The organism is Saccharicrinis sp. GN24d3 (assembly GCF_052400645.1).
Classification (GTDB): Bacteria; Bacteroidota; Bacteroidia; order Bacteroidales; family Marinilabiliaceae; genus Saccharicrinis.
On record NZ_JBQTGI010000007.1, the window covers coordinates 262,608 to 287,283 of the forward strand.

The window sequence follows — 24,676 nt, forward strand, 5'->3', positions numbered from 1 at the left end:
TTGACTGTTATATGTAAGCTAATTTGAAATACTTCAGCAATAGTGTTGTATCCTGCCAATCGGGGCAGACAGGGTAGAACCCTAGCAGGAAATTAATCCCTCTATTTCTATCAATGAATTGTGTTGATGAAATTCGCGGCTGGTAATAACCGTTTCAACATCCGGTAATAAACCACGCACTATTTCTTCCACCCTGTTATAGTCTTCGTTATTTTTAATATTAACCCTAATAAACTTAAAATGATTTTGAACGTTTAACGCCAACTTACAAATATCTTTATGCGAGAAAATATTCTTTAGCGTTTGTATCGTTTGTTGTTCAATATCTGCCGGAATCTGGTTCAAATCAGAAATACTTGTATACCAGAATTCATTGTTACCATTGTAAATAAACTTGCTTTTTATACCCTTATCCTCTATCAAAGTATTATCATCCAGATTTAACTTTGAACTTGCGGCTTCTCGAAATTTGGCAAACGCATTAAATTCAATTACCAGCGTATCGCCTAAATTATGAATATTATTTACAAGAGGCTTCCCGTTAACAAATAAGGCTTCTTCATAAAAAAAGTTCTTGATTTCGTTGAAAATGTGAAGGTTTCCTCTTTCATGATGATCATAATCCGAGGAGCCATTCAATTCAGGTATATAATTCCACTGGCGGTAAATATGACCAAAATTTAAATCTTCAGCCATCAAAATTTGTTCCGCAAAATCAAAACATCGCTGTGCCGAGAACAAAAGTGAATCTTCTTTGAATGAGATAGCCCCGGAAAATACTTCTAATCCGGCGCCATGTTTTACCGTTACATAATAATGGTTGAGGAGTTTTTTATATTGTACTTCGGCCTTATCATACAATTGGTACTGTATTACAAATTCCTCGTTGTTACAAATATTCTGGAAAATGATTGAAAAGGCTGGTATTTTATCTTTGAAAACATTTTTTAACGCATTTTCAATACATTCATATTCTTTGTTAAAATGATCCGGATCGGAATTATTGACGATAAAATCTAACTTAACAATAGAAGTACCGTCGCTGCTTTTTAATATATGATGAAGGGTGTTTTTAACCCTGTTTTTAAATGAATTACCCGCTTGTGCGCTAATAAGATTTACAATTCTCATCCCTAAAAAATTAATTTGGCGCAAATTTATTCGTTTTATTGATTAAGGTATCATTTGAAGAAGTTATTTTTTAGTACGCATGGTATTTTTCAACATTTTATAAACAAAAAAAGTAACCTATTTACAATACTGACCGTAACAGGGTGGAGTAAAACAAACAATAAATGGTGTTGTGATATGAAAAAAATCTTGTTGCTTTTAATACTTACCTTTACTGTTCCAAAGCTAGGTTTTAGTCAAGTTGAAAAATACAAATCTGTATTTACTTTAAATTTCATCCGGTATATCGGATGGCCCGATGATGCTAAACAAGGAGATTTTGTAATTGGCGTTTTAAAAAATGTAAAAATTGCAGAATACTTAATAAAGCAATCAGCTGGCAAAAAGTTTGGTTACCAGAATGTTGTTGTAAAACAGTTTAAATCAGTTGATGAAGTGACTGATTGCCAGGTGCTGTATGTTGCCTCCAGTGTTAATTTTCCCCGTCATTCCGAAAACCTTTTTTCCAAAATTGGTAAAAGTTCATTGTTAATTGCGGAAACGGAAGGAGCTACTAAGCATGGAGCTGTTATCAATTTTGTGGTGAGAGAAAACAATTTAAAGTTTGAGATTCACCATTCAAATGCGCAAAACCTCGGATTGAGTGTAAGCTCTAAACTCACAAATATGACAGCCGCTATAAAAAAGTAAAACTAAATGAAGATAAAATTAAATATTGCTCAAAAACTGATTGCTGGTTTTAGTATTTTGCTATTGGCAATTATTATAAACGGTGTTTCTACTTATTTTACCTTAAATAGTAGTCGGGCTTTAAGTGATCAGATTACAGGTGTATATAGTCCTTCTGAACATAATATACAGCAACTTAAAGATATGGTTATCAGTTCGAAGGCTTTAATTAAAAGCTGGGTTTTTATTGACAGGCAACCGGGTACCGCGGATAAAGTGGTGCTTGAAAATTTACATACCACTGATTATCCTGAGTTAATAGAAAGGCTTACAAACAATAAAATCAACTGGGAAAAGTCGGATCAAGCTGCCTTTGACGCAATTAAGCGCAAAACAGACTCACTGTTCACAAAACATCAATATGTAATGAACAGTTTAAATTCGTTTGAGGCTTATGATGATGTTATGGTAATATTTGAGGTGGAACCAATGGTTCAGGAAGACGGAGAGATAATTAAATTAAGTAATAAGATTGTGGAGGAACTTACCGTATTAGTAGACAAGTTTAACGGTTTAAACACTGCATCGCTTAATAAAATGGATGCTTCATTTGCCTGGTTCAATGGATTTGTGGTCGTAATGATATTGCTATTGGTTGTGGTTTCGGTGGTTATTGCATACTGGTTGTATAAAAGTATTGTTTTGCCATTAACTAAAGGAGTTGAATTCGCCCAGGCCATTGGGAATGGTGATTTAACGGCAGAACTTAAGATAGAGCAAGACGATGAAATAGGTAAGCTTGCAGATGCGCTTAAGGCGATGGCCACTAATATCAAAAACATTGTGATTTCAATTAAAGAAAACGCAAATGACTTGGTGTCCAGTGGCAAGAACGTGAAAGATAGTTCTTTGCAGCTTTCCAAGGGATCTGCCGATCAGGCTGCATCTGCCGAAGAAGTATCCACTTCCATTGAGGAGATGGTAGCCAATATCGATCAGAACACGGAAAATGCGGTGCAGACGGAAAAAATTACGGTTGAAACGGCACAAGATGTTAATGTGGCAGATAAACTGTCTTCGGAAGCTGCGGACTCGATGAAAAGTGTGGCAGAAAAGATTACGATTATTGGAGATATTGCCTTTCAAACCAATATATTGGCATTGAATGCAGCCGTAGAAGCCGCCCGTGCAGGAGAACATGGAAAAGGATTCTCGGTAGTGGCATCCGAAGTACGTAAGCTGGCCGAGCGAAGTAAAGTAGCAGCCGATGAAATTCATAGTTTGGTAAATGGTGGTTTAAAGGTATCGCAGGAAGCTGGCGAGAAATCGCGATTGCTGGTACCCGATATTCAAAAAACAACACAGCTCATTAAAGAAATTTCGGCAGCCAGTTTGGAACAAAAAACAGGTGCAGAGCAAATTAATATGGCCATGCAACAGTTAAACATGATCACACAGGAAAATGCTTCCTCGTCGGATGAGTTAACGCAGAGTGCGGAGCAGCTGGCGGTTTTGGCAGACAGGTTGAAAGAATCGGTGAGTTTCTTTACCATTGGTGACGAAAATATGATGCAGACTGGCACATCCATCCCAAAGTCCTTCGTAAAGAAAACAGAAAAAAAGCTATCTGAACCAGGCGTGGAACGAAAACCGAAAAAAACCAAAGTTTCTCCGGAAATAGGTGATTTGATCAACCTGGAAAGAGAAATGGACTTGGATAATTACGAAAAATTTTAGAACGTATTGTAATAAACCTGCAAGTTATGGATAAACCATTTTCAGTTGAAATGAAGGATGATAGTGATATACAGGAAATGATCATTTCCGGTGATTTAATCATTAATCATGCCGATACCATAAAAGAAGAGTTGCTTAAAACGCTTGACTTTTCAAAAAAACTACATATAAAGGTCGACAATCCAACGAGAATCGATATCACATTTATTCAACTTGTTCTCGCTATTAAAATGGCTTATAAAAATAAGAGGCTCGATTTTAATTTAGAGGGTACATTTAACGATGAAGCGTGTACCTTGGTTGCCAACGCAGGTTTTAATGACCTATTTAAACTATAGAATAAACATTTACTAATTATGGCTAAGACAGTTCTTATTGTTGACGATTCTGAAAGCATCAGGGAAGTTGTTAATTTTACCCTACAAAACGAAGGGTACGAAGTATTGGTAGGTATTGACGGGGAGGATGCACTTCAATTTTTAGATGGAAGAACCATCGACATTATCATTACCGATTTACACATGCCTAACCTGGATGGTTTAGGTTTGATTCGCAAAGTGCGCGAAATTGATGCCTACAAGCATATTCCTATTTTATTTCTGACAACAGAATCGCAAGCAGCTAAAAAGATGGAAGCAAAACAAGCCGGTGCCACGGGGTGGATTATCAAACCTTTTGTTCCTGCCAAACTTTTAAGTGCGATATCCAGAGTTTTAAGATGATAGAAAAGATAAAAGAAGGTTTTATCAGCGATACGCTACATGATCTCGATTCCATCGAGATGGATTTAGGTGCCGAATCCCTCGGTAACCCTTTAGATTGTGTTGCTGAAAAAATATTTACGGCAGTGCACAAAATAAAGGGTACTGCGCCAATGTTGGGTATTTATGGGCTGGATGATATTGCCATACCAATGGAGCGTGTCTATGATGCTATCAAAAACGGAAACCTCTCTTTATCAAACGAAATTGTATCCAATACCATTAAGCTCATACCTGCGTTAAAAGCGGAGCTGGGTAATAACCAACAGAGAAACCTTGATTCGGAAGACGTTAGTAAATCTTTGCGTTTTTTTGAGTCTCTAATCTAGTAAAATGCAGGCGCATGATTGATAAGTTTAGAGCCAAATTTGTTGAAGAATCTCTCGACAATGTGCACGACCTCGAAGAGGCCTTGTTGCTTCTCGAAGATGATAGGACAGACAAGGAAATAATTGAACGGATATTTAGAGCCATGCACTCGCTTAAGGGCGGTGGCGCCATGTTCGGATTTAATGATTTGAGCGAATTTACGCACCATCTGGAAACTGTTTTTGATGAGGTTCGTAACGGAAAACTGGTTATTTCGGATGAAATAATCTCTGTAACGTTTAATGCTATCGACCAGATTAAACACTTATTGGATGTTGGTGATTTAACGGATGAATCGGAAAAGCAGGAACTGGCAGGCTTAACCCGTAAAGTTCAAGAATTGGTTTCCAAACCCCAGGATGATGTTCAGAGTCAAAAAAACAGCGATGCCGATGCCGCGGTAAAAATAGAGTCGGATGGTTCCAAAACATATCTGATAAACTTTAAGCCCCATACAAACATTCTTCAAAACGGGACTAACGTAATGTTTTTGTTGGATGACTTGCATGCATTGGGCAAAGCAGTGGTTTTGTTCAACGATGAAAAGGTTCCTGAATTGGCGGACATGAATCCGCAGGAATGTTTTGTTACCTGGGACATTGTTTTAAACACATCCGAAGCGCTTAACGAGATACAGGATGTGTTTATCTTTGTTGAAGATGAATGCGATTTAACCATCCATGAAATTTTTGATGGCAATATTACCGAAAACGCCTTGTTCGAAGAGATAATGGCAAAATGCCGGCGTAACGAGGAAAAACTAACGGCCGAATTGCTCAAGGGAATAACTTGGTCAGGTGAACAAAAAAAGGTATCCCCGGAAAAAAAGAAAGCACAACTAAAAGAGCATAAAATTTCCAGTATCAGGGTAGCTTCCTCCAAAATTGACGAACTGGTGAACCTGGTTAGCGAGTTGGTAACCATTCAGGCACAACTTAACTTATATGCCGAAAAAAGTGGGGAACCACAAATTATTTCCCTTTCGGAAAACATTCAAAAACTAACACGGCAATTAAGAGATAGCGCATTTGAAATTAGTCTGATCCCTATCCAGAGCGATTTGATGAGATTCCAGCGTCTGGTGCGTGATTTATCAAAGGAGTTAAACAAGGAAATAGATTTTATTATCGAGGGCGGCGACATTGAGTTGGATAAAAATATTATTGAGCACCTTACCGATCCCCTGTTACATATGATCAGGAATTGTGTGGATCATGCCATTGAAATGCCCGATGAACGAATTAAAAAAGGCAAAAACCCAAAAGGTAATATCATATTTAAGGCCTATTACGAAGGTGCCAATGTGATTATTAAAATTATTGACGACGGAAAGGGAATCGACCCTAACTTTATTTTAAATAAGGCCATTCATAAAGGAATAGTTGACGAAGGCGTTGAACTTAGTAAAAAAGAAATCCTTGATTTAGTATTCATGAGCGGGTTTTCTACCAAAGAACAGGTTTCCGACCTATCCGGGAGAGGCGTGGGTATGGATGTTGTTAAAAGAAAGATTGGTGAAATAAGGGGCGAGGTTTCCATCGATTCTGAAGTGGATAAAGGAACAACTTTAACCCTGGAGTTACCTTTAACCTTATCCATTATCGATGGATTGCTGGTTACCGTGGCCCAGTCGCAATATGTAATTCCGGTTTCGGCCATCGAAAAAATATACCCGCTGGAAAACAAGGACAGAAAAAGCATATTTAATGATGTGATTACTTTGGATGGAGAGCAGTTTCCTGTAATTGGGATGAGGAGTATTTTTAACGAACCAGAAACAAGCGAAAAGGAACATATCATTCAAATCAAATATGAAGATAAGCAAATTGGGTTAATTGTTGATGAGGTTATAGGAGAATACCAAACCGTGGTAAAGCCATTCGGGAAACTGCTGAAAGACCAGGAAGTGATTTCAGGAGCTTCGATCATGGGCGACGGTTCCATTTCTATGGTTGTAGATACCAACAGACTCGTTCATTTTCATTGGAACCAAAAATTACACAAATAATGGAAGGTGAATTTAAAACATTAATTTCCTTCGGGCTGGGAGAACAAACCTTTGCTTTCGATAGCCTTAAGGTACGTAATATACTTCCTTACGAAGGAAACGTGACCAGGGTACCTAATACCCGCGAGTTTATTTTGGGTGTTATTAACCTGCATGGCAATATTGTTCCTGTAACCGATATGCGCAAGATTATGGCATTGGAAGAAGTTGAACGTACAAAGGATACATCCATCATTATTGTGTCGCCTGAGGATAAGCAGGAATCGCAGTTCGGTATTTTGGTCGATCTGGTAAAGGAAGTATTCGAAGTTCCATCGGAAAAAATAAAACCGGCCGCGTTCGAAAATAGAATGGGTTTAATAGAATCCTTTGAAGGTACGGTTCAGGAAAAGGAAGAATTTGTCCACCTGATAGACTTAAAGCATGTTTTATCACAAATAGAAAGTAAAAACTAATTGATATGGAAGATATTAATAATTCATATCTGTCATTTAAAGTGGGATCAGAAACCTTTGCTATTCATGTTGGAAGGGTAAACGAAATACGCGAATACGAAGCACCACGTAACATGCCGGAGTCCATCTCTTTTATGGCTGGTGTAATCGATCACAGAGATGAGGTAATCCCTGTTATCGATACAGGTGTAAAGTTTGGCATGATTCCTATTGAGGTAACGCCGTTGACCTGCATTATTATCATCGATGTAAAACGCAAGGATGATATCTCTTCCTTCAGGATGGGGATTCTTGCCGATGCAGTAACCGATGTTTTTGAAGCAGTTGAAGAAGATTTTAAGAATATCCACAATGATTATAGCCCAAATTATATCCAGGCTACCATCAACATAAACGAACACTTTTATCTAATCCTGAATTCGGATGAGGTATTCAGCGTTAACGAAATTATTAGTTTGTGTAAGGAGGTTGAGGAGATTAAGAAGCAGTGACAGACCGGGGTAAAATATACGAAAAGGAGCTTGACTGTTTTAAGGCAGAACTGTCCGAAAAGGACTTTGAGGCGTTTAGCAACTTCATATATAACGAGTTTGGTATAAAAATGCCACCGGTTAAAAGGGTGATGTTGCAAGGAAGGTTGCTGAAAAGGATCAGGCAGCTGAGCATGAAGTCGTATAGCGAGTATAAAGACTATTTGTTTAGTAACGGCGGACAAAAAGAGGAAATATTTAATTTTTTAAACGTTGTAACCACCAACAAAACGGATTTTTTCAGAGAACCGGTTCACTTTGATTTTTTGAAGAACAATGTTTTGCCTGAGTATACCGGCACACAAACAAGGGAGCCGTTTAAAGTTTGGAGTGCTGGTTGTTCCAGCGGCGAGGAACTTTATACCGTGGCAATAACGTTGAGCGAGTACCAGAGAGAGCATCCCTCTTTTACGTACCAAATGTTAGGAACCGATATTTCGCAGAATGTATTAAGTAAAGCAGCCAAAGGCATTTATGCAAGTAATAAAGTAGACATTGTTCCTTTGGAACTTAAAAAAAGATATTTATTAAAAAGTAAGGATCAGCAAAACCCTACTGTTAAAGTAAGACCAGAGTTACAAAGTAATTTGAGTTTGAAGTATTTAAACTTAATGGATTCGAATTACACAAATATAAACCAGAAGTTTGATGTGGTATTTTGCCGAAACGTTTTAATATATTTCGACCGAGCCACACAAGAAAGTGTGATCAATAAATTGAGTTCGCACCTAAAAACCGGCGGCATTTTTTTTATCGGACATTCAGAGTCGTTGACCGGAATGAACGTACCACTGGAACATATTAAACCAACAATTTTCAGAAAAAAATAAAGCACAAAACGATAACCATGAATAACTTATCAGACAGACAATTGCTTAAGGAGCTCAGACAGCGCCTTGACAATGGTAAAAGTAGCGAAAAGGAAATAAAGGAACTTACAATGGAATTACAGAGTGTTTCAAAACAACTGAAAGATTCTGAAGCGTTAAAAAGTCACTTTATATCCAATATATCAAACGAAATAGTGAATCCTTTTACTTCTATTCTTGGGTTGTCGAAAGCCATATTGTCTGTTGAAAAACACGATTGGAAGAAGGTGGTTTCCATGGTAGCGCTAATTCACTCGGAAGCATTTAACCTCGACTTCCAGTTAAAGAATATTTTCGTGGCAGCCAAAATAGAAGCCGGTGAAATAGCACCAAACATTGCCAAGGTAAATATCAGAAGCTTGCTTCAAACAGTGGTGGATTCATTCAACATCATCAGTCGAAAAATGGGTATTTCATTCGATATGCAGTTCAATATCGATCATGGTTTTGGTAAAAACTTTTATTTTAAAACCGATTCGGAAAAACTAAAACTTATTTTAAGTAACCTAATTAACAACGCGTTAAAATATAGTTACAAAGATAGCAAAGTGGTAATCTCGGTTTGGTTGGACGAGGATGATGTATTGAAAATTTCAGTTCAGGATTTTGGTACGGGCATCTCCGAAAAGAATCAGCATACAATTTTCCAGCGTTTTAAAAGGTTGGATACCGGAATTAACTCAATTAATCGCGGTCATGGTTTAGGCTTATCCATTACTAAGGCTTTACTGGACGTGTTGAGCGGTTCGATCGAAATTTCGAGCCAAAAAGGAGAAGGGTCTACCTTTACCATTAGCGTGCCAGAAGCCAGAAATATTGTGGATGGATTTAGCGGTGATGGGAACGATATATTCTTTGATGAAGAGGACGAGATTTTTTAAGGATGAATAGATGAGTCAATATTTACAACATTTTTTATATCCTTCCTCTTTGTTTGTAAGTAAGGAGCCGTACCTGGTAAAAACCATATTAGGTTCGTGTGTGGCGGTTTGCTTATGGGACTCTAAATTAAAAATTGGAGGCATTAACCATTTTATGTTGCCCAACTGGAACGGTAACGATTTGGCATCACCAAAATATGGCAATATCGCTATCGACAAATTAATTGATAGGATGCTTTTTTTGGGATCGAAGATTGAAAACTTGCAGGCAAAAGTATTTGGCGGAGGCGAATTGTTGCAAACCGGAATTTCTAAAACCGTGATCGGCGAAAGAAATATTAGGGTGGCAAAGTTAATGCTTGAGGAAAGAAAGATACCTGTAGTATCCTCCTCCACAGGAGGAAAACGGGGTAGGAAGATTATTTTCTTCACCGATACCGGTGAGGTAAGGCACAAGCTTTTGGATAAAAAAACAGATTAAATGCAAGAAGCTTTGAATTAAATGTACCGTTAATTTTTTTTATATTTCTTTGCGATAGTAGATAAAAATAATTTTTGTTAACCTTGTTCTATGAGGATGAATAAAATACGGGTATTAGTAGTTGATGATTCAGCGGTGGTCAGACAGAGTCTGTCTTCCATTTTAGGGTCTGATCCTGAAATTGAAGTGATGGGGACTGCGGCGGATCCAATTATTGCGGTAAAAAAGATCATGAAAGAGATACCTGACGTGATCACGTTGGATATCGAGATGCCGCGCATGGATGGATTGACTTTCTTGCGAAAAATAATGTCACAACATCCTATTCCTGTGGTTATTATCTCATCGTTAACTACTGAAGGAACCGAGGTTGCCATGAGAGCCCTGGAATATGGTGCTTCTGAAATAATTGGTAAACCAGCCATGAATGCGGCGAAGTTTATCAATGAGTCCAAAATTATGATATGTGATGCTGTGAAAGCTTCGGCACAGGCCAAGCTTACCCGCAAAAAAATGTCCGGTAGTGCCACGATAAGCGCAGCGCCCTCAAGACTTAAACCCGGGGTAACACCGGCGCACTCATTAGAGGTTACGCCAAAATATTCGGCAGATGTAATTCTGGATCGGGGATCTGTTTCAGACCGTATTGCCATTACCGATAAGGTTATTGTGCTAGGAGCATCAACAGGAGGTACTGAGGCAATCAGGCATTTCCTTAAAAACCTGCCGGATAAAATACCGGGAATAGCTATCGTACAGCATATGCCCGAGGGTTTTACAAAATCATTTGCAAACAGTCTCAATAACATTTGCGAGCTGGAAGTAAAAGAAGCTAAAAATGGAGATAAGTTATACCAGGGGAGAGTTTTAATTGCGCCGGGGAATCATCATATGCTGCTTAAAAGGGTGGGTAAAGAATATTTTGTAGAGGTGAAGGACGGTCCTTTGGTAAACAGGCATCGCCCTTCGGTAGATGTACTTTTTAGAAGCGCGTCGCGCTATGCCGGCAAAAATTCCACGGGCATATTATTGACCGGAATGGGCAATGATGGCGCCAAAGGCCTACTCGAGCTGAAAGAATCCGGAGCACATACCATTGCCCAGGACGAAAGCAGCTCAGTTGTGTATGGAATGCCCAAAGAAGCTGCTAGGTTAGGTGCTGCCGATAAAATCATGTCGTTGGATGAGATGGCGCCTTACCTGTTAAAGTTAATATAAACATTACCATTATTTATTGGAGTGGTATTGTGATAAAAAGTTTATAATTTCGCCGGACCTTATAAAAAGGTCTGTAAATTTTAATACAATCATTGTGAAAAAGCTTGAATTGTCGCGTATTTTAGGGAAATATACTTTTAGGGGAATTTTGTTCGGATTTTTCGTTGTGATAGGGGTGATCCTGATGAACCGGAACTCTGAAGTGTTACTGCAAACCAATGGAAGCATGGCGGATATGTTTTATCTGTTTCCCGGAATGTGGTTATTGGTATTGTTGCCGTTTGTGACCGGTACCATAGGATATGCTTTGGCACTTTCGTTTACAAAAATTATTCGCAAACAGCGCAAGTCTATCAAGGCCGAGGCCAAGCGATCAGATATGATCCTTAAGTTTGTCAATAACCTGAGGCACGGAAATCTGGATGCAGTAAATATTGGTTCGGAAAGAAAGGATCAGCTCAGCAAATCGTTGTTAAAACTTCGCGACTATTTAATAAAAAGCAAAAAGGAACAGGAGCAAGGCAGGGTTGAGGAAGAACAACGAACCTGGGTAACACAGGGATTAGCGCAGTTTGCAGAGATTCTGCGCAAGGACAACGATAACCTGGAGGTGCTTTCATACAATATTATCAGTTACATGGTAAATTATTTAAAAATTAACCAGGGAGGCGTATTTCTGTCCAAAGCAAACAATAAAAACGAAAAGTTTTTTGAACTCACGGCTTGCATAGCTTTCGACAGAAAAAAATATGCCGATAAGCAAGTCAAGTGGGACGACGGATTAATTGGCAGATGCGCACTGGAAAAAGAGACCATTTATATTACCGATTTACCGAACGATTATGTTACCATAACATCCGGTCTTGGTGAGGCCAACCCAAAAGCCTTACTCATTGTCCCCCTTAAGGTGAATGATGAAATTTATGGTGTAATCGAACTCGCATCTTTCAGCGAATTTCAGCCTTTTGAAATTGAGTTTGTAGAAAAAACCGCAGAAAGTATTGCCTCAACAATATCTGCTGTTCAAATTAATATTCAAACCACAAAACTACTGCACGAAACACAAATACAGGCCGAGAAAATGTCGCAGCAAGAAGAAGAGTTACGACAAAATCTGGAAGAAATGCAGGCCACGCAGGAAGAGTCGGACAGACGTGAGGTAGAAATGAAGGGAATCCTGGAAGCTATTGACAACTCCGCAATCAGTTGCGAGTTCGAAACCGATGGATCACTTATTTCGGTGAATCAGCTGTTCTTGCGAACATTCAAATATCTTCCGGAGGAAATAGAGGGGCAAAACCTGAAAATATTCTTTTTCCAAGATGAGCTTGATGAGCTTACCAAAATATTATCCGACCTTAAAAACGGTCATAATTTTAAAGGAAGGGTTCGACGAAGGACCAAATTGGGCGAGGAAATATTTTTACTGGCAACTTATACCCCTGTTATTGATAACAACGGCGATATTGTTAAAATATTGAGTCTCGAGAACGATGTTACCGATCAGGTTCGTATGGAAGAGCAGATGAAGAGTTCTAAGGAAGAACTGGGCGTTTTGCTGGAACAGGCCCGCGACGAGATGAAGGAGCAGTTTAAAGAAATAGAGGCCGTTAAAATACGAAACGAAAAAATGTTGGAAGGTGCACTTGATGCAATCATTACTACCAACAAACAGGGTATAATGGAGTTCTTTAATGAGGCCGCCGAAAAACTTTGGGGTTACGAAAGAAATGAAGTATTGGGTCAACATATTTCAACGCTATTCTCCACCGAAACCGCCCAAAAAGATCCTTTTGTAAAAGCCTATGTCACTACCGAGGAGAACAAGGTGATAGGGGAGCGTAAAGAGGTAAATATTAAAAACAAATTTGGTGACGATATACCCGTACTGTTCTTGCTATCTGAGGCGCAAGTTGGAGATGACCATGCATTTACAGCGTTTATCCAAAACGTGGAAGTTGAGTTGTTTTAATTTTACACCGTGGTAAAGTGAGTAGTATTACGTTTAAAGATTTTCTTCAAGAACTTAAAGTGCATACGCCCTATAACTTTTGCGATTATTCCGATAGTTCAATCCAGCGGCGTATCGATAAAATCCTGAAGGATCAAAATACAAATATTGGCGACCTTCTGAGCAGGGCCAAGACCGATGTGGACTTTTGCGAGCAGTTGGTCGATGATATAACGGTAAATACTACAGAACTTTTTCGAAACCAGGAAACCTGGGAATATTTGTTTAAACATGTTTTTCCCGGCCTTAAATGGAAAAATAATATCAACATTTGGCATGCCGGGTGCTCCACCGGACAGGAAGTGTATTCTAACCTGATATTGTTTAATGAGTTAGGTTTGTTGGGTAAAGCCAACGTGGTTGCTTCCGACCTTAACAACAAGGTTTTAAGGGCCGCCAAAAAAGGTGAATATGACTTAAAATTCAACGCTCAATACATCGACGTGTACAATAAGTTGATGGATAAAATAAAACCGAAGGCTAAACCTTTTGAGCATTACTTTGATGTAGACAAAGAAAATGATAAAATAAAGATTAAAGATTTCATTAACAGGGTTCCAAAGTTTACACGTCACGATTTGGTAGTTGAGGAAATACCTTTTTATCAAAAATTCGACGTTATTTTTTGCCGTAATGTGCTTATTTATTTCAATCCGGAGTTGCAACTTAAAATTGTAAGAAAATTCTTTGATAAATTATATGATGGTGGTGTACTTATTTTAGGTACCCATGAGGCACTGCACGGATTTTTTAAAACCCGTTTTGTGAAACATGGCATGGTGTACACTAAAAGCAACACCTTTCATTTAAAGTACAAATAGTCTAATGGCAATTGGTCCTACAATAATCGATATAAGGGAAATAACAGCTGTTCTATCCGAGATTCTTAAGATGGATTACAGCAATTATGCGTTTTCTTTCCTTAGAAGAAGGTTCGCCTTTTTGTTCGACGAATTAAAGGTAAAAAATGCAAGTTCATTCATTCAGGAGATCAAAAACGGTACAATAATCGACGATTTTTGTTATTTTTTTCCCGTTGAGGAGAACGAAATGTTCCGTGATCCTTCGTTCTGGAGAACATTGAGAGGGAAAATACTACCTGACCTGGAAGAAGGAAATTTATCGTTTTGGTTTCCCGAACTCGTTTCTGCGGAAGAACTGTTTTCCTTGATCGTTATCCTGGAAGAAGAAAACCTCATGGAGAGGGCTAAAATATACTGTAATGTTTACAGTAACAGGCGAATAAGCCAAATAAAGCAAGGGAAAGTTAACAATAAAAATTTAGAGCTGAACAAAAACAATTATAAGCGTCTGGAGCTTAGAACGGTTTTCGAAAATCACTTTGTTGAGGGGAACGGAAATATCCGATTGGTCAACGAAAACTGGATTAACCAGGTGGAATTTCTACAAGGTAACTTCTTCAATGTTGTTCCGGCAGAGAATATAGGTGTTACCTTGTTCCGAAACAGAATGCTTTACTATAATAGTAAATTGCAGTCGGATGCCGAACAGCACTTGCAGCGTAGCTTAAATAAGGATGCTTTTCTTGTTATGGGTATTAAGGAGAAACTATTGAAGGAACATGAGCACGATTTCGTTCTATTCGACAGCAGCGAGCAAATCTACCGGGTTTCATAAATTTATCTAGAATAAAAGATATGGGAACATTTTATAAGGGAATAGTTATTGGAGGGTCTGCAGGAAGCTTTTCAATAGTCTCAAAAATTCTTTCGAACATAAAATCCGATTTTAAGTATCCGGTTATTATCTGTATGCACCGGTTAAAGCATATTCGTTCCGGCCTGCTCGAAGGGTTGAATCTTAAATCAAACTTACCGGTTGTGGAACCTTTCGATAAAGACAAAATAGAAGGCGGAAAAGTATACCTGGCTCCATCGAATTACCATATGTTTATTGAATTTGATTCTACATTCAGTCTATCCACCGAAAACGTTTGCAACCATAGCAGACCCTCAATTGATTATACGTTTTCATCGGCCGCAACCGCATTCAGAGATAAAATGATTGGCATAATTCTTACCGGAGCCAATAAGGATGGTGCTAATGGAATGAAAGAAGTAAATACTAAAAAAGGGCATACGATTGTGCAGGATCCAAAAACATGTGATGTGGAAACCATGACCAAATCTACCTTACAACTTTTTACTCCGGACGAAATTTTATCACCGGATGGGATCATAAATTTTTTAAACAGCCTTGAATAATTATGCAATGAGTAAAAAAGTATTATACAGGTTATATTATTTTGCGGCAGGCGCATTTTTGTTGGCTTTAGCTAAATATTGGTTTGTTCAGGAATTTATGTTCATGCCCAAATTTTTTATCGTAGAGTTTATTTCGTTTGGTCTTTTTTTAAGCATCGTCTATTTCTACGACCGTCATATCAGGGAAAGCATAAGTCAAAATATTATGAACGAAGAATTGCTTAAGGCAAAAGATACTGAACATGCCGGGGAGATAGCTAAACTGGAAGAAGAAATTAAGCACAAAAAGAACGATGGCACACACTTTAAAACAGGTGAAAACGAATACCTTAGAATAAGCCAAATCTTAACTGCAGGACTGAGGGAATCGGCTGGTCAAGATGAAATGGCGAAGCAGGTTTTAACAAATTTGGCAAAGCAATATGAACTTGGTTTGGGTGTATGTTACCTTTATGACAAACTTTCTGAAAGTTTTAGCGTAAAAGCCACTTACGGTCTCGATTCGAATATTCACCCTAAAAAATTTGTTTTGGGGGAAGGATTAAACGGTCAAGTAGCCGCAGATAAAAAATGTAAGTTAATTGAAGACGTCGACGAAGACTATTTTAATATAGAATCGTGTTCGGGATCGTCATTACCCAAATACATTTACCTATTGCCTATTGTCAAAGGTAATCAGTGTATTGGCCTAATAGAAATGGCCACCTTTGGACATGTGTACATTAACAACCAATGGGAACATTTGAATAATTATCTTGCAGACGCAATGTCTTTATAAATTGAAATTATGCCTGCTAAAAGGATCAACAAATACATACGGGAATATCTCAACTTTTCATCCATCAAAGAGCAAGAAAGCTTTTTTATAGCTGCTTTTTTAATCGTGATTTATTTGATGACATGGACTGGATTCATTGATTTTATGCGTTTACCCTTTTCGATGAATACGATTGTTAAAATACATACTACCTGGTTGGTATGGTTTGTAGACCTATTAATAATAGGTGTTTCGTTAGGGGCTGTCGTTTTTATTAATCATGACAGAAAACTAAAAAACAAGCAGCAAAAAGAATTGGCCAAACTTAAGGGTGAGCTTCAATATAATAACCAAGTAGCCGATCTGATTCGTAAAGGCGACTATAATAAAATCCTGCACATAAATAAAAATAATTCTTCGTTGTTGAACCTGGCTAAGGACCTGATGGAAACCAACAAAAAAGAAGAGGAATTAAAATGGATTACTAACGGGAAGGATATCATCAATGAGGTATTACGCAGGTATCGTAATATTGATGAACTTTCCATTGAAATAATAAAAGCCATCATTGACTATACCGATGGTATTCAAGGGGCATTTTATCTTTTAGAAGGAAATAAGCTGGTTAGCAGAGCCACCTATGCCTTTAACAGGCAGCGATTCATAAATCAGGAGTTTGAGATTGGCAAAGGCCTTGTGGGGCAGGTTGCATACGAAAAGGCGATGATTTATCGCACCGAAATTCCGGATGATTATTTTACGGTAACATCTGGTTTGTTAAACGATGTAAAACCTAAGAGCTTGATCATTCTGCCTTTGATGCAGGAGGAGGAGCTGCAAGGCATCGTTGAGATAGGGTTTATGCACGACCATATTCCTGTCTATAAACTTGAATTTGCGCAGGAGCTAAGCTCCATAATTGGCAGAACAATTTACGCCCAAAAGATAAATGCGCAAACGGAAGTCCTTCTGAAGGAATCGCAGGAGATGACTGTTACCCTGCGGCAGAACGAAGAAAAACTGAAGGAGAATGCCCGGGAAATGATGATGGCTCAGGAAGACCTGGAACTATCCAATGAATTGTTGGAATCCAAGATCCAGGAGGTAGAGCATGGGCAGAAACGTATGGTCGCTTTGTTAACTAACGCGTCTGAGTTTATTTCCATATACGACGAAAACCAGCAACTTGTTTTTGAAAGCCCTTCGGTAAAAAGAATCCTGGGCTATAGGGATGATGAAGAAATCATAGGAATGGATCCCGAAATGATGACGCCCAAAGGTTACAGAACGATTAACAACTTGTTTGAATATCTAAAACAAACACCGGGTGGCGAGAGTATGGCACAATATGCTTATCTTAAAAAATCGGGTGAGAAATTGTTTCTGGAAACCAAAGGGAAAAACCTTTTGCACGACCCCGCTATAAAGGGGATCATATTTAATACGCAGGACATTACAGAGCGTATACGAGCGGAGAAAGAAGAACGGATGAAAAGTAGGATGCAGTCACTTTCGGAAAATTCACCGGATATGATTCTTCGCATAAATACTACAGGAAAGCTGGTTTATGCCAACCCCGCGGTATCTGATTTTATTGGTCTTTCTATCCAGGAGATCACCAAGAAAAGAATCAACGATCTGCATATTGATGAAAGGTTCATCGGATTTATTAATAAAGTGCTGATAGAAATCAAACGTAACGAAGAGCAAATTATTGATGAGCTGGAAATTACTTCGCCACACGGCGATAAAATAATGCAAATTAAAGCCATACCTGAGCTGAATGAGGAGAACTTACTGGAATCGGTATTGTTTGTAGCACATGATATGACGGAAATGAAGCGGATTGAGCAGGATATCAAGGAGAAAAACAAGAAGATATCAGACAGTATCAATTATGCCCAAAGAATACAAACCTCAATTCTGCCGGATACGTCTTTCATTCGACATCACTTTCCACGCTCGTTTATTTTCTATCGTCCCAAAGATGTTGTAAGTGGAGATTTTCCATGGTTTGTGCAAAAAGATGAAACTTTTTACGTGGCAGCCGTAGACTGTACTGGTCACGGCGTTCCGGGCGCATTGTTATCCTTTATCGGATATTTCTTGTTGAATAACATAGTAAATATTGACAACAACTTTAATGCCGCCAAAATATTGGACCTTCTGCACGATGGGGTTAGGACCACTTTAAAGCAGAATGAAGAAGGCAACAACGGTCGGGATGGAATGGATTTGGCATTGTGTAAGATCGATAAGGAAAAGAAGACCATACAGTATGCCGGAGCACATAATCCTTTGTATTTGCTCCGAGAAGGAGAACTTACAGAGTATAAAGGAAGCCGCAAAGGTATTGGAGGCAAACCTTTGTTGAAGAAGAAGGAAAGGGAGTTTGAAAATCACGAAATTCCTTACCGGGAAGGAGATAAGATTTTTATCTTCTCGGATGGATTACCCGATCAATTAGGAGGAGAAAGAAGACGTAAATACCAGTCGAAAAGGATCAGGGAAGCCTTAACAGAAAGCGACGATTTGAGTATGGCACATTTTGAACGCCATTTTTCGTCAGATTTTTACCAATGGATGGGAGAGGAAAAACAAGTGGACGACGTATTGATGATTGGTATTGAATTGTAAATATGCATTTTAAATATTTGTTAAATGGGAAATATTGACAACCATAGTTTTTTGGATTTTGCTTACCAGCTTTACCGAACTATGAAAACAAATGAAATTAGCTTGGTTTACGAAGGTGAAGTGACACAAGAAATCACAAAAACCTTTACCTCGTTAACCGAGAAAAATTTGGCCAAAAGCGAGGAATCCAATGCTGTTCAGAGGAAAGTGTTCAATGTAATGGTTGAATGCTTGCAAAATATAAGTAAGCATGCCGATTCTATGGGCGAAGATGGAGACGAACGTCGCGGTATCGTTATGGTGAGTAAAGGCGAAGATTCTTATAACATTATTACCGGTAACATTATTAAAAATACTAAAGTACCGGGACTAACCGACAACCTTGAACAAGTCAATTCTTTGGACAAAAAAGGTCTTTCGGAACTTTACAAGGCCCAAATGCGCGATGGTAGAATTTCGGATAAAGGTGGTGCCGGATTAGGACTGATCGATATTGCCAAAAAAACAGGTAGTGCATTAGGCTACCAGTTTAAGAAACTTAATGAAGAAGTTTCATTTTTTATTTTGACATCGACAATTAAACGTAGTAAGTAATTAACAAATAAAAATTTAACAATGGAAGTTATCAATATTCAGGGAACCGATGATACTCCTAACGTAATTCTGGATAAGGACAACGGGAAATTTGAAATTTCAGGAAGATCGTTGCCGGAAGATGTAAACCAATTTTATCAGCCAATTTTAGATTGGATTGACGCTTATGCAGAAGCAGGACCGAACGATGAAACAAATTTCAATATTAAATTGGAATATTTTAACACCGCCTCCTCAAAAATTATCTTGGATATTTTACTGAAGTTTGAAGAGATTGTGGAAAACGACAACAAGGTTAAAATTATCTGGCATTACCACGAAGAGGAAGAGGATATGTTGGAAGCAGGTGAGGAATATGCCGATATTGTTGAGATACCGTTTGAGTACGAAGCCTATACCGACTAATTATTTCTAGTAGTTGTTGATACATTAATATATGAGTGAAGAAATTTTAAAAGCCCTGATGCAACTGTTTGGTCTAATTGCCAAACAAGATGGTGGTGTGCAAGATACTGAAATAGAGTATGTAAAAAACTTTTTAAAAAGCCAGTTAAGTGCCGAGGCTGTCGAGGCGTATTTTGCTTTGTTTCAAAAACACTCTGTAGATAAAAAAGTTAACCGTAGCAACGACGAAGCTGGTAAGGTGAAACTTACCTCCATGAAGGATTCCGTGCGAATAATCGGGATCTGTAAAAAGATTAACAAGCAACTCAACAAGGAACAAAAAGTTGTAGTGCTGGTTAGGATGTACGAACTAATAAATGCCGACCGAAGGTTTACCGACCAACGAATGGCAATTATAAATACGGCAGCCGATGTGTTTAGAATGCCCGAAGAAGAGAAAAAGGGCATTGAAGCTTTTGTGGTAAACAACAACCTTAAAGAGCTTGATATAGAAGATTTAATGGTAATTAACTCCAGCGAATACCATGGGGTTAAACGGGAGCACATCAGAACCGGAAAGCTAGATGGTAATGTGCTTATCCTAAGAATAAAAAGTGCCGATTTGTACTTTTTAAGGTACACCGGTAGCCAGGAAGTATTCTTAAACGGGCTTATGTTAAGTCAGCGAAGAATATATTTATTTCCCAAAGGTAGCTTTTTGAAATTCCCGGCAGGCGCACCAATCTATTATACCGATGTGGTGGGCCATTTTATGAGCGATGCCACTACAGCCAAGATTTCTTATGTTGTCGATAAATTAGGTTTTACTTTTAAAAATGGCGGCGTTGGTCTACGTGATGTAAACCTGGCCGAGGAGCACGGTCGGTTGGTAGGGATAATGGGTGCCAGTGGTGCGGGTAAAACAACATTGCTGAACGTTCTTTCGGGCACGGAATCCCCTAGTGTGGGTGAGGTCAGAATTAATGGCCAAAATCTTCATACCGAAAAAGATAAATTGGAAGGTGTAATCGGGCTAATTCCACAGGACGATTTGTTGATCGAAGAGTTAACAGTGTTCGAAAATCTTTATTACAACGCCAAGCTGTGTTTTAAAGATAAAAACGAGGAAGAAATTACCGGAATGGTGAACGATACGCTTCAAAGCCTGGGTTTATTTGAGCGTAGAAATTTAAAGGTTGGTTCGCCTTTGAATAAGATGATTAGCGGGGGACAGCGAAAGCGCTTAAACATTGCGTTGGAACTTATCCGAGAACCTGCCATATTGTTTGTTGATGAGCCTACATCTGGATTATCGTCCCGGGATTCGGAAAACGTGATGAACCTTTTGAGGGAGCTTACCTTAAAAGGAAAATTAATATTTGTAGTGATCCATCAACCATCATCCGACATTTATAAAATGTTTGATAAGATGTTTATACTGGATACGGGAGGATACCCGGTTTATTACGGAAACCCCAGTGAATCGCTGATCTACTTTAAACAATTGGATGAGCAGATTAACAGCGATCAGGGGGAATGTCCACAATGCGGTAACCTCAATCCCGAAATGGTGTTTAACATTATCGATGCCAATGTGTTGGACGAATATGGAAACTACACCAACAAACGGAAAACGAGTCCGCAGGAATGGAATGGTTTTTATAAGGAAAACATTAAAATTCCGGAAATTGAGGAGGTTGATTCTGCACCGCCACAATCATTAAACATACCGGCTTGGTTAAAGCAGTTTAAAATTTATACACGCAGGGATTTCTTCTCGAAAGTGGCCAACAAGCAATACATATTGCTTAACCTTTTAGAAGCCCCGATATTAGGACTTATCTTGTCTTTCTTGATCCGATATATCGTAGATCCCGATTCCAATATGTATATTTTTAGGGATAACGAAAACATCCCTCCCTATATTTTTATGGGCATCGTAGTGGCTCTTTTCTTCGGATTGATCGTTAGTGCCGAAGAAATTTTTAAAGATGCCAAAATATTAAAACGAGAATCGTTCTTAAATCTTTCCCGATCGAGTTATCTGGTATCTAAAGTGCTCATATTGTTCACTATTTCTGCCCTGCAGATGGCATTGTTTGTGGGCGTTGCTAATACCGTTTTGGGCATAAAAGGAATGTATTTTGAGTTTTGGCTGGCCTTGTTCTCGGTTTCTGCCTTTGCCAACATTCTAGGGCTGATATTGTCAGCCTCGTTTAACTCTATTGTTACCATTTATATCCTTATTCCACTTGTCATGATTCCGCAAATGGTGCTGGGTGGCGCCATGTTTACCTTTGATAAACTTAACCGGGATATCTCAAGTGCCGACAAAGTACCTTTAATTGCAGAGTTTATGCCCGCGCGTTGGATTTACGAAGGACTTATTGTGGACCAGTACAAAAACAACAAGTTTAAAAAGTTGTTTTTTGATGTGGAACAGGAAGAAAGTACTACAGATTACAAAATAGTACATTACTTACAGGAAGTAGATGATATTTTAAATGCTTGTAAAAAGCATATCGATAAAAATAAACCAGAAGAGGACGCTAAAAGTTACAAGCAGGATCTTGCATTATTGTATAACGAAATAAGTAAGGAAAATACCAGGGTTAATGAAATACAATTTGACAATGTTGACCAGCTCACCCCCGAGAGTTTTACCCCTAAAATGTATTCGTCGTTAACAGCCCATATTGAAAAACTTAAGGAGTATTATACCAATCGATTCGTAAGAGCATCCGCCAGGAAGGAAAAAATGATCAACCTGGCGATGTCTAAATACGGAAAGGAGCAATTTAATGCGGTAAGAGATCAGAATCTCAACGAAAGTATTTCTGATATTGTACGTAAGGTCTTCGAAAAGAATAAAATACTTAGGGAGGGCGACAAACTAATTCAGAATGTAGACCCCATTTATCAACTGCCTGAGCCGGAAAGTGCCTTGTCAATCCGAACCCACTTTTTTGCGCCCCAAAAGCATTTTGCGGGTCATTATTTCGATACCCTTTGGTTTAACATATGTATGGTGTGGATATTTAGCGTTTTAATGTATGTTATTCTTTATTTCGACCTGCTTCGTAAATCATTTAAGTTTTTTGGAGAATTAAAGTATCTAAAAAAGTAACCTTTTAACAGGTATCTAGTATAAATCAGAAGTTTTTATTATTTAAACAACCTATATCATGCTAAAGAAATTATTTTATACAACGGCTATATTTGGTGGAATATTATTGTTCTCTGCTTGTTCGGGTAATTCCGGAAAGAGTAAGGAGGCCGGCGATGATGATTTTTCAATATCAGAATCGGATGTAGAGGCACCGTTGCAGTTGTCGGAAGATATTATGGGCGATGTGATTCAAAACATCTCCTCTCCGGTTGAGATGGCCTCGTTGATCCAAAAGTCTGGTGCCGCCTTCTCGCAAAAAATATTGAACAAACCCGAAAATGTGGATGACTACAACACAACCTTTAAAAGAGCACTTAACCTGGGTGTTTTCAGTGCCGATTTGGGTTATATCAATACTTTTAACAAGAACAATATTGTAGTTTCCTATTTATTATCGGTAAAAGAACTGGCTGAAGGCATTAAAGTGGGTCAATTTTTCGATTTCGCCGCTTTAAAGGAAATGGCTAGTAACAGCAACAACCTGGACTCTTTGATGGAGGTATCTGTAAGTAGTTTCAATAAGATGGATACTTATCTTAGAGAACAGAACAGAAGTAATGTAAGTACATTAATTGTAACGGGTGCCTGGATTGAAGGTTTGTACATCTCCGGAAGTGTGATCAAGGAAACCAATGATGCAGAATTAGTTAACAGAATTGCAGAACAGAAGGACATCATCGATATTTTATTGATCATTTTAGAGAATTATAGCCAGGATCCTAACTTTGCGGAAATGGTTACCAGAATGGAGCAAATTAAACAGGCGTATGCCGATGTTAAGATAACAACGGAATATGGCGAGCCGAAAAGGATCGAGAAAGATGGAACCTTAATCATCGTGCAAGATGAAATTAGCCATGTGGAGATTACGCCCGAACAAGTAGATAAAATTGTTGCTGAAATAAGTGGTTTAAGGGACTTTATTGTTTCATAGGTAATTTAATGTATAAGACTATCTTTACCGGAATTAACAAGTAAATCATATTCTTACAACAGACACATAATAATAGTGGTGATGTCAAGTTTAAATGTTTATTAGGTAAGAAAAATAAAATTGAGCAGATGAAAAAAATATTAGTTTTAGCAATTCTACTTGTAACCGTATTCTCGGCAACAAATTATGCACAGTGTGGCGACGATTTGCTTAAAAAGGCTTTAAAAGAGATGGGTGACGCCCAGTATATGAAAGACTTTTCTGTTGATATAAAAAAAGCAAAAAAAGATACGAAAACAGGATTCGTGAAGTTTAGTGTCATTTTAAACAGCAGGAGTCACTATAAGTTTAATACAGCCAACGGAATGGGTAATCCTGAAAAGGTAATTATGCAGCTGTACGATGGAGATAAAATGTTGGTAAGCAATTTTGAAAGCGGAAAAATGTACGATTCATTCGAGTTCATTTGCCGTAAGTCAAAAGTTTACAACATTGTGTTCTCGTTTAGAGGTGGCGAAGAAGGATGTTCTAAAGCAGTAATGTCTTTGGTTAAGCAATACTCGGCAGGAGAAATGAATTTTTAAGCAATACTTGGAATAACACCATAAAAAAAGCGTTGCCTTGGCAACGCTTTTTTTGTATAAATTGTTTTGCCAGGAAATGCAATGAGTTTAACCCGCAATAGGCGTTAGAAATCCTATTACACATTGAAATTACTTTAAATCAAGACACTTCGTTGCATCAACTTCAACTCACCAGAAGGATGCTCCCGAAAGTAATCAACGATTTTATTTAGCAAGAATACATTACACTATTTAAATCTAAAGTCAAGTTTGTAGTTGTAGAGCCATGGGAT

The 24,676-nt window shown here is 38.3% G+C and carries 24 protein-coding genes; 23 read left to right on the top strand and 1 reads right to left on the bottom strand.

What is annotated here, in order from left to right:
* Window positions 1-81: 81 nt before the first annotated feature.
* Window positions 82-1,131 carry a hypothetical protein gene (locus tag ACT29I_RS10705; protein ID WP_430932374.1) on the bottom strand — a complete coding sequence of 350 codons (1,050 nt, stop codon included), beginning with the start codon at window positions 1,129-1,131 and terminating at the stop codon, window positions 82-84.
* 177 nt (window positions 1,132-1,308) lie between these two features.
* Here ACT29I_RS10705 and ACT29I_RS10710 point away from each other — a divergent pair, with 177 nt between their 5' ends.
* The 23 genes from ACT29I_RS10710 to ACT29I_RS10820 all read left to right on the top strand — a co-directional run bounded on the left by ACT29I_RS10710 (window position 1,309) and on the right by ACT29I_RS10820 (window position 24,404).
* The gene (locus tag ACT29I_RS10710; RefSeq protein ID WP_430932373.1) at window positions 1,309-1,821 is read left to right on the top strand and encodes a YfiR family protein; all 513 of its coding nucleotides are present in this window, start codon (window positions 1,309-1,311) and stop codon (window positions 1,819-1,821) included.
* A 6-nt stretch (window positions 1,822-1,827) separates the two neighbouring features.
* Window positions 1,828-3,537 (top strand): methyl-accepting chemotaxis protein, encoded by a 1,710-nt coding sequence (locus ACT29I_RS10715; protein WP_430932372.1) that lies wholly within the window; start codon window positions 1,828-1,830, stop codon window positions 3,535-3,537.
* A 26-nt stretch (window positions 3,538-3,563) separates the two neighbouring features.
* The gene (locus ACT29I_RS10720) at window positions 3,564-3,875 is read left to right on the top strand and encodes a hypothetical protein (protein WP_430932371.1); all 312 of its coding nucleotides are present in this window, start codon (window positions 3,564-3,566) and stop codon (window positions 3,873-3,875) included.
* A gap of 18 nt (window positions 3,876-3,893) precedes the next feature.
* Window positions 3,894-4,259, top strand: coding sequence for a response regulator (locus tag ACT29I_RS10725; protein WP_027472949.1), 366 nt, complete (start codon window positions 3,894-3,896; stop codon window positions 4,257-4,259).
* Entirely contained in the window at window positions 4,256-4,627 is a 372-nt protein-coding gene (locus ACT29I_RS10730; protein WP_430932370.1) for an Hpt domain-containing protein, read from the top strand. The genes ACT29I_RS10725 and ACT29I_RS10730 overlap by 4 nt, the downstream gene beginning before the upstream one ends.
* Window positions 4,628-4,641: 14 nt before the next feature.
* Window positions 4,642-6,675, top strand: coding sequence for a chemotaxis protein CheA (locus ACT29I_RS10735; RefSeq protein ID WP_444793405.1), 2,034 nt, complete (start codon window positions 4,642-4,644; stop codon window positions 6,673-6,675).
* Window positions 6,675-7,130: a chemotaxis protein CheW gene (locus ACT29I_RS10740; protein WP_430932368.1), complete on the top strand. Its 456-nt coding sequence runs from the start codon at window positions 6,675-6,677 to the stop codon at window positions 7,128-7,130. The genes ACT29I_RS10735 and ACT29I_RS10740 overlap by 1 nt, the downstream gene beginning before the upstream one ends.
* A 5-nt stretch (window positions 7,131-7,135) precedes the next feature.
* A complete protein-coding gene (locus tag ACT29I_RS10745) occupies window positions 7,136-7,621 on the top strand; it encodes a chemotaxis protein CheW (RefSeq protein WP_444793406.1) in 486 nt (161 codons plus the stop codon).
* A complete protein-coding gene (locus tag ACT29I_RS10750; RefSeq protein WP_430932366.1) occupies window positions 7,618-8,490 on the top strand; it encodes a CheR family methyltransferase in 873 nt (290 codons plus the stop codon). The genes ACT29I_RS10745 and ACT29I_RS10750 overlap by 4 nt, the downstream gene beginning before the upstream one ends.
* Before the next feature lie 17 nt (window positions 8,491-8,507).
* Complete coding sequence (locus ACT29I_RS10755; RefSeq protein ID WP_430932365.1) at window positions 8,508-9,410, top strand: sensor histidine kinase; 903 nt, start codon at window positions 8,508-8,510, stop codon at window positions 9,408-9,410.
* Between the two features lie 10 nt (window positions 9,411-9,420).
* Window positions 9,421-9,891, top strand: a complete 471-nt coding sequence (locus ACT29I_RS10760) for a chemotaxis protein CheD (RefSeq protein WP_430932364.1) — start codon at window positions 9,421-9,423, stop codon at window positions 9,889-9,891.
* A 96-nt stretch (window positions 9,892-9,987) separates the two neighbouring features.
* On the top strand, window positions 9,988-11,109 hold the full coding sequence (locus ACT29I_RS10765; protein ID WP_444793414.1) for a protein-glutamate methylesterase/protein-glutamine glutaminase: 1,122 nt from the start codon (window positions 9,988-9,990) through the stop codon (window positions 11,107-11,109).
* Window positions 11,110-11,203: 94 nt separating this feature from the next.
* Entirely contained in the window at window positions 11,204-13,081 is a 1,878-nt protein-coding gene (locus ACT29I_RS10770) for a PAS domain S-box protein (protein ID WP_444793407.1), read from the top strand.
* 17 nt (window positions 13,082-13,098) lie between these two features.
* Complete coding sequence (locus ACT29I_RS10775; protein WP_430932361.1) at window positions 13,099-13,941, top strand: CheR family methyltransferase; 843 nt, start codon at window positions 13,099-13,101, stop codon at window positions 13,939-13,941.
* Between the two features lie 4 nt (window positions 13,942-13,945).
* Window positions 13,946-14,758 (top strand): CheR family methyltransferase, encoded by an 813-nt coding sequence (locus ACT29I_RS10780; protein WP_444793408.1) that lies wholly within the window; start codon window positions 13,946-13,948, stop codon window positions 14,756-14,758.
* A gap of 20 nt (window positions 14,759-14,778) precedes the next feature.
* Window positions 14,779-15,345: a chemotaxis protein CheB gene (locus ACT29I_RS10785; RefSeq protein ID WP_444793409.1), complete on the top strand. Its 567-nt coding sequence runs from the start codon at window positions 14,779-14,781 to the stop codon at window positions 15,343-15,345.
* Window positions 15,346-15,352: 7 nt separating this feature from the next.
* Window positions 15,353-16,123, top strand: a complete 771-nt coding sequence (locus ACT29I_RS10790; protein WP_444793410.1) for a hypothetical protein — start codon at window positions 15,353-15,355, stop codon at window positions 16,121-16,123.
* Window positions 16,124-16,132: 9 nt separating this feature from the next.
* A complete protein-coding gene (locus ACT29I_RS10795; RefSeq protein ID WP_444793411.1) occupies window positions 16,133-18,739 on the top strand; it encodes a PAS domain S-box protein in 2,607 nt (868 codons plus the stop codon).
* 24 nt (window positions 18,740-18,763) lie between these two features.
* Window positions 18,764-19,333, top strand: a complete 570-nt coding sequence (locus ACT29I_RS10800; RefSeq protein ID WP_430932356.1) for a SiaB family protein kinase — start codon at window positions 18,764-18,766, stop codon at window positions 19,331-19,333.
* Window positions 19,334-19,354: 21 nt separating this feature from the next.
* On the top strand, window positions 19,355-19,738 hold the full coding sequence (locus tag ACT29I_RS10805; RefSeq protein ID WP_430932355.1) for a DUF1987 domain-containing protein: 384 nt from the start codon (window positions 19,355-19,357) through the stop codon (window positions 19,736-19,738).
* Window positions 19,739-19,769: 31 nt separating this feature from the next.
* Window positions 19,770-22,844 carry an ATP-binding cassette domain-containing protein gene (locus ACT29I_RS10810; protein WP_444793412.1) on the top strand — a complete coding sequence of 1,025 codons (3,075 nt, stop codon included), beginning with the start codon at window positions 19,770-19,772 and terminating at the stop codon, window positions 22,842-22,844.
* 58 nt (window positions 22,845-22,902) lie between these two features.
* The gene (locus tag ACT29I_RS10815; RefSeq protein WP_430932353.1) at window positions 22,903-23,820 is read left to right on the top strand and encodes a hypothetical protein; all 918 of its coding nucleotides are present in this window, start codon (window positions 22,903-22,905) and stop codon (window positions 23,818-23,820) included.
* A 128-nt stretch (window positions 23,821-23,948) separates the two neighbouring features.
* Window positions 23,949-24,404 (top strand): hypothetical protein, encoded by a 456-nt coding sequence (locus tag ACT29I_RS10820; protein WP_430932352.1) that lies wholly within the window; start codon window positions 23,949-23,951, stop codon window positions 24,402-24,404.
* Window positions 24,405-24,676: the final 272 nt, after the last annotated feature.